Origin of the sequence: Rossellomorea sp. NPDC077527, from assembly GCF_044542955.1 — a bacterium.
GTDB classification, from domain to species: Bacteria; Bacillota; Bacilli; order Bacillales; family Bacillaceae_B; genus Rossellomorea; species Rossellomorea aquimaris_E.
In genome coordinates this window covers 118,136-136,498 of record NZ_JBITVL010000002.1, presented here as the reverse complement: position 1 = coordinate 136,498, position 18,363 = coordinate 118,136, and the positions used below count along the sequence as shown (strand labels likewise).

Genomic DNA, 18,363 nt, shown 5'->3' with positions numbered 1-18,363 from the left:
TTGCATATAGTTTTATGGGAACAAAAAAACAGAAAAAAGGGGTTGAAACGACATACATGAATCTACATTCTTTAGTGGAAAAAGCAACCCGAATTGAACACTCCACTGTAGCTGTTGCCGCTGCAGAAGATAAAGAAGTCCTGGGTGCTGTCGCCATGGCGGTTGAAAAGAAGATGGCAGACTTTTTATTGTTCGGGGATAAAGAAGAAATCCTCTCCCTTTTAGAAGAGGTTGCTCCACACCTTATCTCCCACAGCAATATTAAGATCAAGCATGCTTTTTCTCCGCAAAAAGCAGCGGAACTTGCAGTGAAAGCTGTTAAGGAAAATGAAGCAGGGGTTTTAATGAAAGGAAATGTACCTACTGCTCTCATATTGAAAGCAGTATTAAATAAGGAATGGGGTCTTCGTACAGGGAATGTCCTTTCCCATGTTGCAGCATTTGAGGTCTCTGGATTCGACAGACTCACATTTATTACAGATGCAGCGATGAACCTTGCTCCTGATCTTCAGCAGAAAGCACAAATTATAGAAAATGCAGTAGGTGTTGCGCGATCAATCGGTGTGGACATGCCGAAAGTAGCACCGATTGCTGCTGTGGAAGTAGTGAATCCTGCCATGCAGGCTACAGTCGATGCTGCATCTCTTACTTTGATGAACCAAAGGGGACAAATTCGTCATTGTACCGTTGATGGACCATTGGCCCTCGATAATGCTGTTTCTCACCATGCAGCAGAACATAAAGGGATCGAAAGTGCTGTTGCAGGGCAAGCGGATATCCTGCTCGTGTCCAATATCGAAACAGGGAATGCTTTATACAAGTCCCTGATCTATTTTGCCAAAGCAAAGGTGGGGGCAGTGATTGCCGGGGCAAAAGCACCAATCGTATTAACATCCAGAGCAGACAGTGCAGAAAGTAAATTATATTCATTAGCACTGGCTATATGCTCTGCTTCAAAATAAATGATGTAACACAACTAATATTATAAGATTACAGGGGGAAATAATAATGAAAATTTTCAGCTATATGGAACAATATGATTATGAGCAATTGGTATTTTGTCAAGATGAAGCTTCAGGATTAAAAGCGATTATCGCCATCCATGATACAACACTTGGACCAGCGCTTGGTGGTACACGTATGTGGACATACGAATCTGAAGAAGCGGCCATTGAAGATGCACTTCGACTTGCGAAAGGAATGACGTATAAGAATGCAGCTGCGGGTCTAAACCTAGGTGGAGGAAAGACGGTTATCATCGGTGACCCTCGCAAAGATAAGAACGAAGAAATGTTCCGTGCATTCGGTCGTTATATTCAAGGTTTAAATGGTCGTTACATTACAGCAGAAGATGTAGGAACTACAGTTGCAGATATGGACTTGATTCATGAAGAAACTGATTATGTAACAGGTATTTCACCTGCTTTCGGTTCATCAGGTAACCCGTCTCCTGTGACAGCTTATGGAGTGTACCGTGGAATTAAAGCAGCAGCCAAAGAAGCATTCGGAACAGATTCTCTTGAAGGAAAAACAATTGCCGTTCAAGGGATCGGGAATGTAGCGTACAATATGTGCCGTCATCTTCATGAAGAAGGTGCAAACCTGATTGTAACAGACATCAACAAAGAAGCTGTTCAACGTGCAGTTGAAGAGTTTGGTGCTAAAGCTGTTGACATCAACGATATCTATGGTGTTGATTGCGATATCTTTGCTCCATGTGCACTTGGGGCAATCATTAATGATGAAACGATTCCTCAGCTTAAGGCGAAAGTCATTGCAGGGGCTGCGAATAACCAGTTGAAAGAAACGCGTCACGGTGATGCTATCCATGAAATGGGTATCGTTTATGCACCTGACTATGTCATCAACGCTGGTGGGGTCATCAATGTAGCGGATGAATTATACGGATACAACAGTGAGAGAGCGATGAAGAAAGTCGAGCAGGTATACAACAACGTAGAACGCGTAATCGAAATTGCGAAACGTGATAACGTCCCTACTTACGTGGCTGCTGACCGCATGGCTGAAGAAAGAATTGAAAAAATGCGCCGTTCAAGAAGTCAATTCCTGCAAAATGGACACCACATCCTTAGCAGACGTGGATAATTGAGAAGAGAAAAACGCTTTACTTCCTCAGAAAGTAAAGCGTTTCTTCCCTGTTAATACGAACATGGAACAGACTAAGGGGTTATCTATCATAGGGGAAAATTCTTTCATGCAAACAATACAATATAGCTGCCCAAATGGAGGTAACAACAGTGCAAGAAAACAAACATCGAATACTCGTTATTAATCCTGGATCGACATCAACCAAAATTGGTGTCTTCGATGATGATCGCTCCATATTTGAAAAGACGATCCGTCATGATTCAGAAAAAATAAATGAATTCCCAACTATTATTGATCAATATGAATTCAGAAAAAACACCATTCTACAAACATTGGACGAAGAAGGGATCAATGTTTCAAAGCTGAGTGCCGTATGTGGCCGTGGGGGACTTCTAAGACCGATAGAAGGCGGTACTTACCTCGTGAACGATGACATGTTGAAGGACCTGAAGGAAGGGTACTCTGGTCAGCACGCTTCGAATCTGGGAGGAATTCTGGCATTTGAAATCGCTTCCGGATTAAATATTCCATCGTACATCGTAGATCCTGTTGTCGTGGACGAGCTTCAATCTCTTGCCCGAGTGTCAGGGTTCTCCCTGATCGAAAGAAAGAGTATATTCCACGCGTTGAATCAGAAAGCGGTTGCCCGGAGAGTTGCGAAAGAAATCGGAAAGAAATATGAAGATTTGAACCTGATCATCACTCACATGGGTGGAGGTATCACCGTCGGGGCTCACCGGAATGGAAAAGTCGTAGACGTGAATAATGGATTACACGGCGACGGCCCGTTCAGTCCCGAAAGGGCAGGAACCGTACCTGCTGGGGACTTGGTTGATTTATGCTTCTCCGGGGACTATTACCGGGATGAAATCATGAAAAAACTTGTTGGTCAAGGCGGCCTGGTCGGTTATCTTGGTACCAATGATGCTGTAAAAGTAGAGAAAATGATCGAAAATGGCGATGAAAAGGCTAAAGCCGTATATGATGCGATGGCATACCAGATCGCCAAAGAAATCGGTTCGGCAAGCGCCGTCTTAAATGGAAAAGTAGATGCGATCGTATTAACGGGAGGACTTGCATATGGCAAAGAATTCGTCAAAGCGATCAGCGACCGGATCAACTGGATAGCAGATGTCGTCATCCATCCAGGAGAAAATGAACTTCAGGCTCTTGCTGAAGGGGCACTAAGGGTATTGCGGAAAGAAGAAGACTATAAAGTATACCCTGGAAATGTGAAAAAAGAAGCAAGAGTATAAGAGCAAGGAGGACTCAAGATTGGCAGAAGAATATGATTTAGTCATTCTAGGAGGAGGGACGGGTGGTTATGTAGCGGCCATCCGTGCTTCTCAACTTGGATTAAAAACAGCAATCGTTGAAAAAGGAAAGCTCGGCGGAACATGCCTTCATAAAGGATGTATCCCTAGTAAAGCTCTCCTTCGCAGTGCTGAAGTATATGCAACAGCGAAACATAGTGAAGACTTTGGTGTGAAAATCAATGGGGTTGAGCTTGATTTCAGCAAAGTTCAATCAAGAAAAGATGGAATCGTCGAACAGCTTCACAAAGGCGTTCAACACTTGATGAAACAAGGGAAGATCGATGTTTTTGAAGGTCTGGGGCGTATTTTGGGACCATCCATCTTCTCTCCGATGCCCGGGACGATTTCCGTGGAAATGAACAACGGTGAAGAAAATGCAATGCTTATTCCGAAGAATGTGATTGTGGCAACAGGTTCAAGACCGCGTTCACTGCCCGGACTTGAGATTGATGGTGAATATGTTTTATCTTCGGATGAAGCGCTTTCACTCGAAGAGCTTCCAAAGTCGATCATTATCGTCGGAGGTGGTGTCATCGGTATCGAATGGGCATCTATGCTTTCTGACTTTGATGTTGAAGTAACCGTTGTAGAATACGCTGATAAAATCGTACCAACGGAAGATCATGAAATCTCCAAAGAAATGCAGCGCCTGATGAAGAAAAAAGGCGTCAAAATCGTGACAGGTGCCAAGGTGCTTCCTGAATCCTTAGAAACAGGGGATGGAACCGTCACGATTAAAGCAGAGCATAAGGGAGAAGAGAAATCCTTTACCGCTGATAAAATCCTGGTATCCGTTGGCCGTCAAGCAAATGTGGAAGGGATAGGACTTGAGAATACAGATATTAAAGTCGAAAAGGGATTCATTGAAGTGAATGAGTTCTTCCAAACGAAGGAATCCCACATCTACGCAATCGGTGATGTGATTGGTGGACTTCAATTAGCCCATGTTGCTTCTCATGAGGGAATCACGGCAGTTGAACATATGGCCAATGAAAAGCCGGAACCAATAGACTATTCACTGATCTCTAAATGCATCTACAGTAATCCGGAAATCGCAAGTGTCGGTATCACAGAGCAGGAAGCGAAAGAAAAAGGATACAACTTGAAGGTTGGAAAATTCAGCTTCAGAGCCATCGGGAAAGCACTTGTTTACGGAGAATCGGACGGTTTCGTGAAGATCATTGCCGACAAGGACAGTGATGATATCCTGGGTGTTCATATGATCGGCCCTCATGTTACGGATATGATTTCCGAAGCGGGACTGGCGAAAGTATTAGACGCCACACCATGGGAGATCGCCCATACCATCCATCCACATCCATCCTTATCAGAAGCGATTGGAGAAGCAGCGCTTGCTGTTGATGGCAAGGCGATTCACTCCTAAAAAAGCGGAGATGGCTATTCTAGCCCTCTTCATTAAAGAAAAACATAATAAAGGTAGAGAGTTTCTCTACCTTTCCAACCAATAGATTGTGTAGGAGGTAAATAAAATGGCAGAAAATCGTCATGAAGAATTAGGGCTTTCCAATGAGAAAGTATTAGAAATGTATGAAACCATGCTCCTTGCCAGAAAAATCGATGAGCGTATGTGGTTATTGAACCGTTCGGGTAAAATTCCTTTTGTTATTTCCTGTCAAGGTCAGGAAGCGGCTCAAGTAGGTGCTGCATTTGCCTTGGATCGCGAAAAAGACTACGTTCTTCCTTACTATCGCGATATGGGTGTTGTTCTGACATTCGGAATGACTGCAAAGGAGTTAATGCTATCTGGTTTTGCCAAGGCAGAAGATCCAAACTCTGGCGGACGTCAAATGCCTGGTCACTTCGGTCAAAAGAAGAATAATATCGTAACGGGTTCCTCTCCTGTAACGACGCAAGTTCCGCATGCCGTTGGTATCGCTCTTGCAGGTAAGATGGAGAAGAAAGATGTTGTAACGTTTGTAACGTTCGGTGAAGGATCGTCCAATCAGGGAGATTTCCATGAAGGGGCAAACTTTGCAGGTGTACATAAGCTTCCTGTTATTTTCATGTGTGAAAACAATAAATATGCGATCTCCGTTCCGATTGAAAAACAATTGGCATGTGAGAAAGTATCAGACCGTGCCATTGGATATGGAATGCCTGGTATCACAGTAGATGGAAATGATCCTATCGAAGTATATAAAGCAGTAAAAGAAGCAGCGGATCGCGGTCGTCGTGGTGAAGGGCCGACGCTTGTTGAAACAGTTTCTTATCGATTAACTCCTCACTCTTCCGATGATGATGATCGCAGCTACCGTTCTCCTGACGAAGTGGCAAAAGCGAAAACAAATGATCCGATCATCACCTTTGGTGCTTACTTAAAAGAAACAGGCGTCATGAATGATGAGATTGAAAAAGAAATCAATGACCGCATTATGAAACTTGTGAACGAAGCAACGGATTATGCAGAAAATGCTCCATATGCTGAAGCTGAATCAGCGATGAAGTATGTATACGCAGAAGAGAAGTAAGGGGGAATTCAATCATGCCAGTAATTTCATACATTGATGCCGTAACGATGGCAATAAGAGAAGAAATGGAACGAGATGAGAAAGTATTCGTTCTTGGAGAAGACGTCGGTAAAAAAGGTGGGGTGTTCAAAGCAACCCACGGATTGTACGATCAATTTGGGGAAGACCGTGTCATTGATACGCCACTTGCGGAGTCTGCGATTGCAGGAGTCGGGGTTGGAGCTGCCATGTATGGTATGAGGCCGATTGCTGAAATGCAATTTGCTGATTTCATCATGCCTGCAGTTAACCAGATCATTTCTGAAGCGGCACGTATTCGTTACCGTTCGAATAATGATTGGAGCTGTCCGATGGTCATTCGTGCTCCTTACGGTGGCGGAGTGCATGGAGCTCTATATCATTCACAATCGGTTGAAGCTGTGTTCGCGAATCAACCAGGATTGAAGATTGTCATGCCTTCAACTCCTTACGATGTGAAGGGCTTATTGAAAGCTGCTATCCGTGATGAGGACCCGGTATTATTCTTTGAGCACAAACGTGCATATCGTCTGATTAAAGGTGAAGTGCCTGAGGATGACTACACTCTTCCAATCGGGAAAGCAGACGTGAAGCGTGAAGGAGAAGACATTACCGTGATCACTTACGGTCTGTGTGTACACTTTGCTCTTCAAGCAGCGGAAAAGCTTGCCCAGGACGGAATCGAAGCTCATATCCTGGATCTTCGTACCATCTATCCATTAGATAAGGAAGCCATCATTGAAGCGGCATCCAAGACAGGTAAAGTTCTTCTTGTGACAGAAGACAATAAAGAAGGAAGCATCATGGGTGAGGTTTCTGCAATCATCGCTGAAAATTGTCTCTTTGAGCTGGATGCTCCTATTAAACGTCTTGCTGGTCCAGATGTGCCTGCTATGCCATATGCGCCGACAATGGAAAAATACTTTATGATTAACCCGGACAAAGTAGAAAAAGCAATGCGTGAACTTGCAGAATTTTAATCACAGTTAATACCTATTAAACGCACAGTAAGGAGGGTTCCTCATTGGGTATTGAAAATATGAAAATGCCTCAGCTAGGGGAAAGTGTTACAGAAGGTACAATTAGTAAATGGTTGGTGTCACCAGGAGATACCGTTAATAAATATGATCCGATTGCAGAAGTTCAAACGGATAAAGTAAATGCAGAAGTTCCATCTTCCTTTACAGGTACTATCAAAGAATTGATTGCCGAAGAAGGGGATACGCTTGAAGTCGGGGAAGTCATTTGCTCGATCGAGATAGAAGGTGGAGGCTCTGCACCTAGTGAAGAAGCTCCGAAAGAAGAGCCTAAAAAAGCTGGGGATGAGTCGGCTGGAACTAAACCAAAGGCACCAAGCAAAGATAGCGGAAATAAAGCAAGATATTCTCCTGCAGTATTAAAGCTATCTCAAGAGCATGATATAGATCTGAATCAAGTGGAGGGCACTGGAAACGGCGGCCGTATCACTCGCAAAGATTTAAAGAAAATCATTGAATCTGGCTCCATTCCGAAGGCAGCAGAAGCTCCTGCACCTAAAGCTGAAGCACCGGCTCCACAACAAGCGCCAGTGAAAGAGACAGCTTCGGCACAGCCGGCCAAGTCTTCAGCACCAGCAGCGAATGTTCCTGTCGTACCTGGCGACATTGAAATCCCGGTGTCAGGAATCCGTAAAGCGATTGCATCCAATATGGTACGCAGTAAGCACGAAGCACCACATGCCTGGACAATGATGGAAGTGGATGTAACCAACCTGGTAGACTACAGAAATTCACTTAAGACAGAATTCAAGCAGCGTGAAGGATTTAATCTGACATTCTTCGCTTTCTTCGTGAAAGCTGTCGCTCAAGCACTTAAAGAATACCCGCAAATCAATTCTATGTGGGCTGGCGATAAGATTGTACAGAAGAAAGATATTAATCTTTCCATCGCAGTAGCGACAGACGATGCATTATATGTTCCTGTGATCAAGAATGCAGATGAAAAAACGATCAAAGGAATCGCAAGAGAAATCACTGAACTTGCGGGGAAAGTCCGTAGTGGTAAATTGACATCCCAAGATATGCAGGGAGGCACATTCACCGTTAACAATACTGGGTCATTTGGTTCGGTACAATCGATGGGAATCATCAATTACCCACAGGCAGCGATCCTGCAAGTCGAATCGATCGTCAAGCGCCCTGTTGTCATGAACAACGGAATGATTGCCGTTCGAGATATGGTGAACCTGTGTATGTCCCTTGACCATCGTGTTCTTGACGGTCTGGTATGCGGAAGGTTTTTACAGCGCGTGAAAGAAATCTTAGAAAATACGTCAAAAGAAAATACATCCGTTTATTAATCGAAGTAAGGACTAACCCTGTGAGGTTAGTCCTTATTTTTTTAACATATGGATAGAATGGCATACAAAAGTGCTGTAAGAGCCCGAAATGATTCGGGAAAAATGAATGGGAATATAACTGGAAGAATATTCAAAAGGTATTTCTGTTTTATTCAATAGGACGATTTTCTAATTTTAAGATGCCTTCTTTTCCCCGATGGCACTTCTCTCTCATTTCTTTCTTATCCTCCTTCTCTGATATGAAATATTCGACCCTTTTACCCTGTCAAATGATTCAAAACATCCTGATTATTCCTTGAGTTATAAAAGAGGTGTGACTTTCTGCATATTGAAAAGGATGCTGATCGTGACTTTCTTATTAATTACTGAATATTCAGATTTATTTCGACACATACCTACAACATTATACATATCTTCTTGGTTATCTTTGGTTTAACACCTACATTTTTCCATTAAAGGTGTTGAAGGAGGTGCAGGTTACCGGATCGATTCAAATATGATTGGGAGGGAATCGGATGTCAGGAAGAAAACGTAAGGCAAGATGGTTATCCATTATACTCACTTTAGTCATGTTTGTCCCCTTGATGTTTCCATTCAATGCAGGGGCGGCAAATACCCCACAAGCATCTCTAGCAAAAGAAAAACCATCCACGTCAGCAAAAGATTCAGCAAAAGTCAGCCCACAGTCAAAAATCACATCGAAACTACAGGATCAGTTCAAGAAAGAGAATCACGTCACATACTTAGTGAAATTCAAGGATCAGCTGGATGCTGAAGCAGTAGCTGAAAAAGCGTCCGAGACAGCGAAAAAGCAGAAGTTATCTGCTAATAGTAAAAAGTTATTAAAACGGAATATGGTTGTCTCTGAGCTTCGTGCCAAAGCCCTTGAGTCTCAAGCACAAGTGAAAGAATACTTAGCGAAAGAAAAGAAGTCAGGTGCAGTGAAGGAAATCAAAGACTTCTATGTTGTTAACGGAATGGCGGTTACAAGTACGAAGAAAGTCATGGAGAAAATTTCGACCTTTGCTGAAGTTGAGAAAATCCTGCCGAACGAAACAAGACAGATTATCCAGCCGGCGAAGACAACTTCTACAGCAGTATTGGATAAAGAAGCCCCGAATACACCTGCTTCAATTGAGTGGAACATTGATCGGGTTGGAGCACCAGCTGTTTGGGACATGGGAATCGATGGAGCGGGAACCGTCATTGCTTCCATTGATACTGGAGTTCAATGGGATCATCCGGCGTTAAAAGAAAAGTATAGAGGCTATGATCCTCAAAATCCTGACTCTCCAGACCATGAATTCAACTGGTTTGATGCAACTGCAGGACAGAGCGCGCCATATGATGATCAGGGACACGGGACTCACACTGTTGGAACAATGGCCGGTTCTGAACCTGATGGCAGTAATCAAATTGGTGTTGCCCCAGGTGCTAAGTGGATTGCCGTTAAGGCGTTTACAGCCGATGGTGGAACGGATGTTGATTTACTGGAAGCCGGGGAATGGATTCTGGCTCCGAAAGATGCAGAAGGAAACCCTCATCCTGAAATGGCTCCAGATGTTGTCAATAACTCATGGGGCGGCGGAGCAGGACTCGATGAATGGTACCGGGATATGGTAACTGCGTGGAGAGCGGCGGAAATTTTCCCTGAGTTCTCGGCAGGAAATACAACGTTATTCAATCCTGGTGGGCCAGGTTCGATTGCGAATCCGGCTAACTATCCAGAGTCATTTGCAACGGGTGCAACGGATATTAATGATCAATTGGGAAGCTTCTCGTTGCAGGGACCTTCTCCTTATGATGAAGTAAAGCCAGAGATTGCCGCACCGGGAGTAAACATTCGTTCTTCGGTTCCAGGGGGCAATTATGAAGGCGGATGGAATGGAACATCGATGGCTGGGCCGCACGTAACGGCAGTTGCAGCTTTATTGCGACAAGTGGATGCCAGTCTGACAGTAGATGAATTGGAAGAAATCCTTATGTCAACCGCTGTACCGTTAACAGACGGCGCATTCCCGGAATCGCCTAATAACGGGTATGGACACGGCTTGGTCAATGCGTTTGACGCTGTTTCCTCCGTTATAAGCGGGATCGGAAAAGTGAAAGGACAGGTTTCAAAGGAAGGTGAAGACACAGAAGCTCCTGTCATCAGTCATGAAGCACCACAAGAAGCATTTAAAGAAATGAATCTTCCATTACAGGCAGAAGCAAGCGATAACGTAAGTGTAACAAATGTTGCTCTTCACTATCAAAATCAGGACGGTGAATGGGTTCAGGTAGAAGCGACCAGAACGTCAGGCGATTATACAACGGGAACGTATGAAGCGGTCATCCCAGGTGACGCTCTCACTGGAGACCAGGTTACGTATAAATGGACGGCAATGGACTTCGGTGGAAATGAAGTCGAGTCGGATACCTACACTATAGATCTTCTGCCAGGAATTAGTGTCGGGTATGAACAGGATTTTGAATCCCCTGCAGCAGGGTGGACTTCGTATGGCCCAGGCAACAGCTGGGAGCGCGGGGTTCCGGAGAGTGGTCCGAGAACGGCAACTTCCGGTGAAAACGTATATGCCACGAATTTAGGCGGAACGTATGAAAACAGTGCAAATATGTCGCTACAAATGCCGCCGATCGATTTACCTGAAGGGGCGAGCTTCCTTCAATTCAAACAGTGGCATGAGCTCGAACGTAACTATGATTATGGTCACGTCTTTGTATCTACTGATGGGGAAGAGTGGACGCAGACACTAAGGGTAAATGGCAACACAGAAGGTTGGATTGAAGGAGAAGTCGATCTGAGTCAATATGCCGGTCAGCGTGTATACGTGGCGTTCAACGTGACAACTGACGGAAGTGTTACGAAACAAGGATGGTATCTGGATGATGTGAAGCTAAGCGCGGAATCCATTCTTCCAGCTAAGAAGATGAATCTTGGTTTGAAGTCGAAGGATGAGAAATCATCTTCATTGTCGAAAAAGCCAAGTGTAAATCCAGATAATATCACTCTCAAACATGCAGTAAAGAATGATGAAAATGCGGGTCAGTCAGCCCCGGTACTGCTTCCTTTACAAGCTGAAGTAAGCGTTCTGGAAACGGGCCGTTCTGTCTATACGAATCCTGCCAATGGATCATATGAAATGACTCATGCAGCAGGAGAATTCACATTACAGGCATCCACATACGGTTATAGATCAGAAACGCAACGTGTGACGATCGAAGCTGATCAAACATCGACTGCCAACTTCACCCTTGAAGAAATCCCTCAAGGGAATATCACTGGAACCGTGACCAACGAAATAACGGGTGAACCGGTCGAAGGGGCAACAGTGCTCGTTCTTGAAGATGCAGTAGTTGAGCCTGTAGCAACAAATGCAGATGGAGAATATGAATTAGAAGCTTATGAAGGGGATTACACCCTGAAGGTGGTTGCGCCTTACTACTATAGTAAGGAAATGAGTATTACAGTAGAAGGTGGAGAAGTTACGACCGCCGATGTAGCTTTGGATCCATTTATCGGGTATCCAGGCGAGATCGGTTACGATGATGGCACAGCTGAAAATGCACGTGCATTCTATGATGCTGGAAACGGCTGGGCTGTTAAGATGTCCCTTGAAGAAGGAAATGATACGGCACTCGTGACAGGAGGACTATTCCGCTTCTGGGATACGGAATGGCCTGTACCAGGAGGAACTGAATTCCAGGTTGCCGTTTATGATGCGACTGGTCCGGACGGGGCGCCAGGTAAGAAAATCGCCGGCCCGTTCAATGAAACTGCGCTGCGTAACGGCGATTGGACGCATGTAGATCTCAGTCAGCATGGCATTATGGTGGAAGGAGACTTCTATATGGTGTACATTCAATCTGCTCCAAATCCTAATGCACCTGGACTAGGAACGGATGAAGATGGTGAATATGCAGCAAGAAGCTGGCAATTCGTTGGTGGAGCATGGTCTCCGTCCCCAGAAGATGAAGGGAACTACATGATTCGTGCCACAGTGAATTATGAAGTGACTGCACCGGTCATCACTTCACCGAAGGATGGATCTTTCACCAATAAAGATTCCGTTACAGTGGAGGGGACCTCTGCACCGACCACGACCGTTCACCTCTTTAATGGAGATGAGGAAGTAGGTACTGCCGATACAACTGAGGATGGAGCATTCTCACTTGATGTTTCACTGCATGAAGGCGAGAATGTATTAACCGCCAAGGCAGCGACTGAACAGGGAATGACTGGTCCATCGGATGCGATTACGGTCATCCTTGATCAAGTCAAGCCGGAACTGGCCATCACTTCACCAGAAAATGACATGAAAACCAATCGTGAAGCCATCACCGTTAAAGGAACGGTTACGGATGAGAACCTAGCATGGGTGAAAGTGAACGGTGAGAAAGCTTCGATCAGCGGTGGCGAATTTAGTCATCGAATCCTTCTAAATGAAGGTGAAAATGTCATACAGGTAGTGGCAAAAGATAAAGCAGGAAACAAAAAGAAACAACGTGTAACCGTCTATGCGAAATTCGGGGACATTGAAATTGAAAATCTTCTCCCAAGAGAGGATAAAGAGCTGAAGAAGGGTGAATCCGTCAAGATCGAATTTGACAGTGAACCTGGCCTGGATGCGACATTTGTCATTCAAATGCCTCTGACAAATGCAGGTCAAGTAACAAACGTCAATGAACTGCCAATGATGGAAACATCAGAAGGACATTACGTAGGTTACTACACGGCTACTTCTAATGTTAAGGCACCAGGAGCGGTGATTGAAGTGAAGATTGCCGATGATTATGGAAATGTCACAACGCAACGTGCAGAAGGAAAACTGTATATCAATACAAAGAAATAAGTGTGACGGGAGAAGAGTCGGAAAGCCGACTCTTCTTCTTTTTTTGCACTCATTTTTCTGAGAGATTGAAGTAAGACGGTTTTTTTTATATACTAAAATAGTATTAGTATAAACATTTCGAATTTTCAATGAGAAATCATGATATTTCAGTTCATTTTTTTTAACTAGTTTTGTAAACGATTACAAAAATGTGTGATGGAAGAGGGGTACTATGAAGCTTAGTGAAATGAAAAATCAATCATTCAGTCAACGCACGCTGACAGATTGGCAGGAAGCCGCTGAAAAAGCATTAAAGGGGAAAGGGATACATTCTTTACATACGAACACTTATGAAAATATTAAACTTAAGCCGTTATATACAGGGGAAGATGTTCCTAAGCGGGATAGAGTGAAGGACTATATTCCAAATATTGAGGGGGAAATGGACCGTGATTCGAAATGGTTCATCGCTCAACCGATCAATAGGGGTTCATGGGGAGAACTTACAACGGCCATAAAGGATGCACTATCACGTGGGCAGAACTGTCTTTCTTTCACTATTGGAGATGTAAAGATGACAGAACATTTCCAGCAATTCATGAAAGAAATGAAAGAATTCGATACTCCCATCTTTATCATTGATAAAAAAACATCATTATCCATCCTTGAAATGGAAGAGTTCCCAGATAGGGAGGGGCTTATAGGAGTCATTGGGTTCGACCCACTTTCAGAAGGAGAATGGCTGAATAATGATAGATTAGAAGAATGGATAACGGTTGTCAATGAAGCGGATCATCTCCATCCTGAAGTGAAGACCATCATCATCAATGCTGCACCGTATCATAATAAAGGTGCAAGTGCCACCCAGGAGTTGGCCTATGCACTGAGTGAGGGTGTCGTTTATATTGAAGCACTTCAAGAAAAAGGGTGGACTCTTGAGAAAATAGCTAAAAAGATGCATTTTCACTTTTCAGTTGGAAGTCAATTTTTCATGGAAATGGCAAAAATCCGGGCATTTAAGAAATTGTGGCAAGAGGTATTGTCTTCATATGGAGTGGCAGAAAGCACGATTTCCCGAAGTATCAGTATCAGTGCAGAAACGTCCCGATTTAATAAATCAACATTAGATCCTTATGTCAATATGCTTCGCGGAGGCGGAGAAGCTTTTTCAGCCGTTCTCGCAGGTGTCGATTACTTGCTGGTTGCGCCCTTCAATGAAGTGAGTGGGGAAGTAAATCCATTCTCTGAAAGGATAGCCCGGAATACTCAATTGATTCTGGGAGAAGAAGCGCACCTGGATAAAGTCATCGATCCCGGTGGAGGCTCCTATTATGTTGAGTGGCTTTCAGAAGAGGTCGGCAAGCTTGCATGGAAAGAATTCCAACAAATCGACGAGGAAGGAGGAATCATTGTTTCACTGGAAAATGGTTCTATACAGCATAAAATTGATAGAGTGAGAGACTCCCGAATACAGGATTTAGCCACTCGAAAGAATTCGATGATCGGAACGAATATCTATGCGAATCTTGAAGAAACCCTCGCGGATACAACGTCAACGGCAGGTGAGCGATTATCCCTTCCTTTCGAAGCGTTAAGGAGTAGGTCACTGAAGCTGGCAAGGAAACCGGTGGCCGGTCTGATCGGATTGGGTGAGCTGAAATCCCACAAATCACGTGCGGACTTTGTAAAAGGCTTTTTGGCCACTGGAGGCATTCATACTGATCAGAGTAAAGAGTGCTTCTCAAAAGAAGATATCCTTCATTTCGTAGAAGAAACCAGGTATCCGTACTATGTCGTATGCGGGAAAGATGAAGAGTATCATGATCAACTATCGATGATGGTTGAATCCATCCATCAAATAGGTGCAAACATTGTGATCGACATAGCAGGGAAAATACCCGATGAGAGAAGAAGTGAATGGGAGCTTATGGGATTGAACGGATCCATTTACAATAAACAGAACATACTTGAAAAAATGGATGAGCTTTTGACCATTTGGGAGGAGGGAAATGACCGTGAAGAAGCCTGATTGGCAACAAATCAACCCATATTCAAACGAGGGAGCAGCGAGTAAGGTCTCCCTTTCAGATAAAACCTATGAGACAAATGAAAAAATCTCTGTAAAACCACTTTATTCAGCGGAAGACACAAAGGATATTTCTCATGGAGAGGACCTTCCAGGTCTTGCTCCATACACAAGGGGCCCTTACCCGACAATGTATGTGAACCGTCCTTGGACGGTCAGGCAATATGCAGGATTTTCAACTGCAGAAGAAAGCAATGCTTTCTATCGAAGAAACTTGAGTATGGGGCAGAAAGGGTTGTCCGTCGCATTTGATCTGGCCACTCATCGAGGCTATGACTCAGATCATCCAAGGGTAGTGGGAGATGTAGGGAAAGCCGGTGTAGCCATTGATTCAATACTGGATATGAAGATTCTCTTTGATGGCATTCCCCTCGACCAGATGTCTGTTTCCATGACAATGAACGGAGCGGTGCTGCCCATCCTTGCCTTTTATATAGTGACGGCAGAAGAGCAGGGTGTTTCCAAGGAGAAGCTTTCGGGTACGATCCAGAATGACATATTGAAAGAATACATGGTACGAAATACGTATATTTACCCACCTGAAACGTCCATGAAGATCATTGCGGATATCTTTGATTACACATCCAATCATATGCCGAAATTCAATAGCATCAGTATTTCGGGGTATCATATGCAGGAAGCTGGAGCACCTGCTGATATTGAGCTTGCCTATACGTTGGCGGATGGCCTTGAATACGTTCGGACCGGACTGAAAGCCGGAATTGATATCGATTCCTTCGCACCAAGACTCTCATTTTTCTGGGCAATCGGCATGAATTATTTTATGGAAGTGGCCAAAATGAGAGCTGCGCGGAGAATCTGGGCGAAAATGATGAAAACATTCAGCCCTCAAAACCCAAAATCAATGGCCCTCCGAACCCACTCCCAGACATCCGGTTGGAGTTTAACGGAGCAGGATCCGTATAATAACGTCGTTCGTACATTACTTGAGGCACATGCAGCAGCGATGGGGCATACTCAATCCCTTCATACGAATGCGCTTGACGAAGCGATTGCCCTGCCGACAGACTTTTCTGCCCGAATCGCCCGTAATACACAGCTATTCCTTCAAGAAGAGACCGGTATTACGAAAGTCATCGATCCATGGGCAGGTTCCCATTATGTAGAATCGTTGACTCATCAGCTGATGGAAAAGGCGTGGGAGCATATTGAAGAAATTGAAGAGCTCGGCGGCATGACTAAGGCGATCGAGACGGGACTGCCGAAGATGCGGATCGAAGAAGCGGCGGCAAGAAGGCAAGCAATGATTGATTCAGGTGATGAGTCGATCATAGGGGTAAACAAATATCGCCTTGAAAAGGAAGATCCGATCGAAACATTGGACATCGACAATACGGTTGTCAGAAAGAAGCAGATTGAACGGATTCAAACGTTGAAAGAAGAACGAAATGATGATCGAGTCATTGAAACCCTCGAAGCATTGACATATGCAGCAGAAACTGGCGAAGGGAATCTTCTCGAAAAAGCTGTTGATGCCGCTAGGGCACGCGCTACATTAGGGGAAATCTCCGATGCGATCGAAAAGGTATCAGGTAGACATAAAGCAACGATTAGGAGCATAAGCGGGGTGTACAGCTCGAACTTTTCAAATGAACAGGAAATCAATGTCGTGAAAGAAATGACGGAAGAATTTTTGGAGAATGAAGGAAGAAGACCCCGTATTCTTATTGCGAAGATGGGCCAGGATGGGCATGACAGGGGTGCGAAAGTCATCAGCACGGCATTTGCCGATCTTGGATTCGATGTGGACATCGGACCATTGTTCCAAACACCTGAAGAAACGGCTCTACAGGCGGTTGAAAACGATGTGCATGTGATTGGAGTCAGCTCGTTGGCTGCCGGTCATAAAACGCTACTGCCCCAATTAATAGCGGAGCTTGAGAAATTTGGCAGGGAAGACATCCTTGTCGTCATCGGAGGAGTGATTCCCGCGAAGGACTATGATTTCCTTTTAAGCAATGGGGCATCGGCCGTCTTTGGTCCTGGTACGATTATTCCTGTAGCCGCCCAAAAAGTGATCAAAGAAATATATGAGGTGCTTGGCTATGAGGAAGTGGCTGAGTAATGACAGAGTATCAGCCGGGAAGAAAGAAGCGGTTTGTGAAAAAGAAAAAGGATCCCATTTCAATTGCCGAATTAAAGGCCGGAATCCTGAACGGTGACCGCAGCCAATTAGCAAAGGCCATCACACTGATTGAAAGCAATGCAGAAGATCATTACGCATCAGGGCAAGAGCTGCTCCAGGAACTCCTGCCCCATACGGGCAATAGCTTTCGGATCGGGATTACCGGTGTGCCGGGAGCAGGAAAAAGTACATTTATCGAACAGTTCGGTGAGATGTTATGTGACGCGGGCCTTCGCGTTGCCGTTCTTGCCATCGACCCAAGCTCTTCTATTTCGGGCGGAAGTATTCTTGGTGATAAAACGAGGATGGAGCAGCTATCGAAAAACCCACGTGCTTTTGTCAGGCCATCCCCGACCGCAGGGACGCTCGGCGGGGTTCATCGTAAAACAAATGAAACGCTTCTCTTATGTGAAGCGGCAGGTTATGACTTTATCATCATAGAGACGGTGGGGGTCGGTCAGAGTGAGGTGATGGTGAGGCAGATGGTCGACTTCTTCTTACTGCTCGTCATCACCGGTGCAGGGGATGAGCTTCAGGGAATGAAAAAAGGAATCATGGAGCTTGCCGACACATTACTCGTGAATAAAGCAGATGGAGAAAATAAGGCGCTTGCTGAGAAAACCAAGAGGGAACTCAATCAGATCCTTCACTTTCTCGTCCCAGCAACGAAAGGCTGGAGTTCAAGGGCCTATACCTGCTCGGCTTTAAAAAATGAAGGTCTGAACGAATTATGGTCCGTGATCCAGCAGTTCGAAACACAGACAAAAGAACAGGGTGTATTTGAAGATAGAAGACGTCGCCAAAAACAGGAATGGTTTCATACCATGCTGAAGGAAAGAATCTTATCAGACTTCTTCTTTCGTAAAAACATCAAATCGTCCCTAACGGATATGGAAGTCCGGGTGAGAACGGGAGACTTCACAACTTCTCAGGCAATAGAAGAATTGTTGAAACAATACAAAGAAGCGATACTTCATGAGAATAGTTAATTTTAATTGAAAGATATGGTTTGAAATTGTTATGATAAGG

The 18,363-nt window shown here is 44.5% G+C and carries 11 protein-coding genes; all 11 read left to right on the top strand.

Annotation, left to right across the window (positions count from 1 at the left end; all coding sequences use genetic code 11):
• The first annotated feature begins 56 nt into the window (after window positions 1-56).
• The 11 genes from yqiS to meaB all read left to right on the top strand — a co-directional run bounded on the left by yqiS (window position 57) and on the right by meaB (window position 18,323).
• Complete coding sequence (yqiS, locus tag ACIGG7_RS05885) at window positions 57-962, top strand: phosphate butyryltransferase (protein WP_397549159.1); 906 nt, start codon at window positions 57-59, stop codon at window positions 960-962.
• Window positions 963-1,008: 46 nt separating this feature from the next.
• The gene (gene bcd, locus ACIGG7_RS05880; protein WP_224940252.1) at window positions 1,009-2,106 is read left to right on the top strand and encodes a branched-chain amino acid dehydrogenase; all 1,098 of its coding nucleotides are present in this window, start codon (window positions 1,009-1,011) and stop codon (window positions 2,104-2,106) included.
• A 152-nt stretch (window positions 2,107-2,258) separates the two neighbouring features.
• Window positions 2,259-3,365, top strand: coding sequence for a butyrate kinase (gene buk / locus ACIGG7_RS05875; protein WP_219168466.1), 1,107 nt, complete (start codon window positions 2,259-2,261; stop codon window positions 3,363-3,365).
• Window positions 3,366-3,384: 19 nt separating this feature from the next.
• A complete protein-coding gene (gene lpdA, locus ACIGG7_RS05870; protein WP_397549158.1) occupies window positions 3,385-4,809 on the top strand; it encodes a dihydrolipoyl dehydrogenase in 1,425 nt (474 codons plus the stop codon).
• A gap of 106 nt (window positions 4,810-4,915) precedes the next feature.
• Window positions 4,916-5,914 carry a thiamine pyrophosphate-dependent dehydrogenase E1 component subunit alpha gene (locus ACIGG7_RS05865; protein ID WP_224940254.1) on the top strand — a complete coding sequence of 333 codons (999 nt, stop codon included), beginning with the start codon at window positions 4,916-4,918 and terminating at the stop codon, window positions 5,912-5,914.
• Between the two features lie 14 nt (window positions 5,915-5,928).
• On the top strand, window positions 5,929-6,912 hold the full coding sequence (locus tag ACIGG7_RS05860; RefSeq protein ID WP_397549157.1) for an alpha-ketoacid dehydrogenase subunit beta: 984 nt from the start codon (window positions 5,929-5,931) through the stop codon (window positions 6,910-6,912).
• A 44-nt stretch (window positions 6,913-6,956) separates the two neighbouring features.
• Window positions 6,957-8,270 (top strand): dihydrolipoamide acetyltransferase family protein, encoded by a 1,314-nt coding sequence (locus tag ACIGG7_RS05855; protein WP_397549156.1) that lies wholly within the window; start codon window positions 6,957-6,959, stop codon window positions 8,268-8,270.
• 515 nt (window positions 8,271-8,785) lie between these two features.
• Complete coding sequence (locus tag ACIGG7_RS05850; RefSeq protein WP_397549155.1) at window positions 8,786-13,123, top strand: S8 family serine peptidase; 4,338 nt, start codon at window positions 8,786-8,788, stop codon at window positions 13,121-13,123.
• A 211-nt stretch (window positions 13,124-13,334) separates the two neighbouring features.
• On the top strand, window positions 13,335-15,131 hold the full coding sequence (locus ACIGG7_RS05845) for a methylmalonyl-CoA mutase family protein (RefSeq protein ID WP_397549154.1): 1,797 nt from the start codon (window positions 13,335-13,337) through the stop codon (window positions 15,129-15,131).
• On the top strand, window positions 15,112-17,274 hold the full coding sequence (scpA, locus tag ACIGG7_RS05840; RefSeq protein WP_397549153.1) for a methylmalonyl-CoA mutase: 2,163 nt from the start codon (window positions 15,112-15,114) through the stop codon (window positions 17,272-17,274). The genes ACIGG7_RS05845 and scpA overlap by 20 nt, the downstream gene beginning before the upstream one ends.
• Window positions 17,274-18,323, top strand: a complete 1,050-nt coding sequence (gene meaB, locus ACIGG7_RS05835) for a methylmalonyl Co-A mutase-associated GTPase MeaB (protein WP_397549152.1) — start codon at window positions 17,274-17,276, stop codon at window positions 18,321-18,323. Before scpA ends, meaB begins: the two co-directional genes overlap by 1 nt.
• Window positions 18,324-18,363 lie beyond the last annotated feature (40 nt).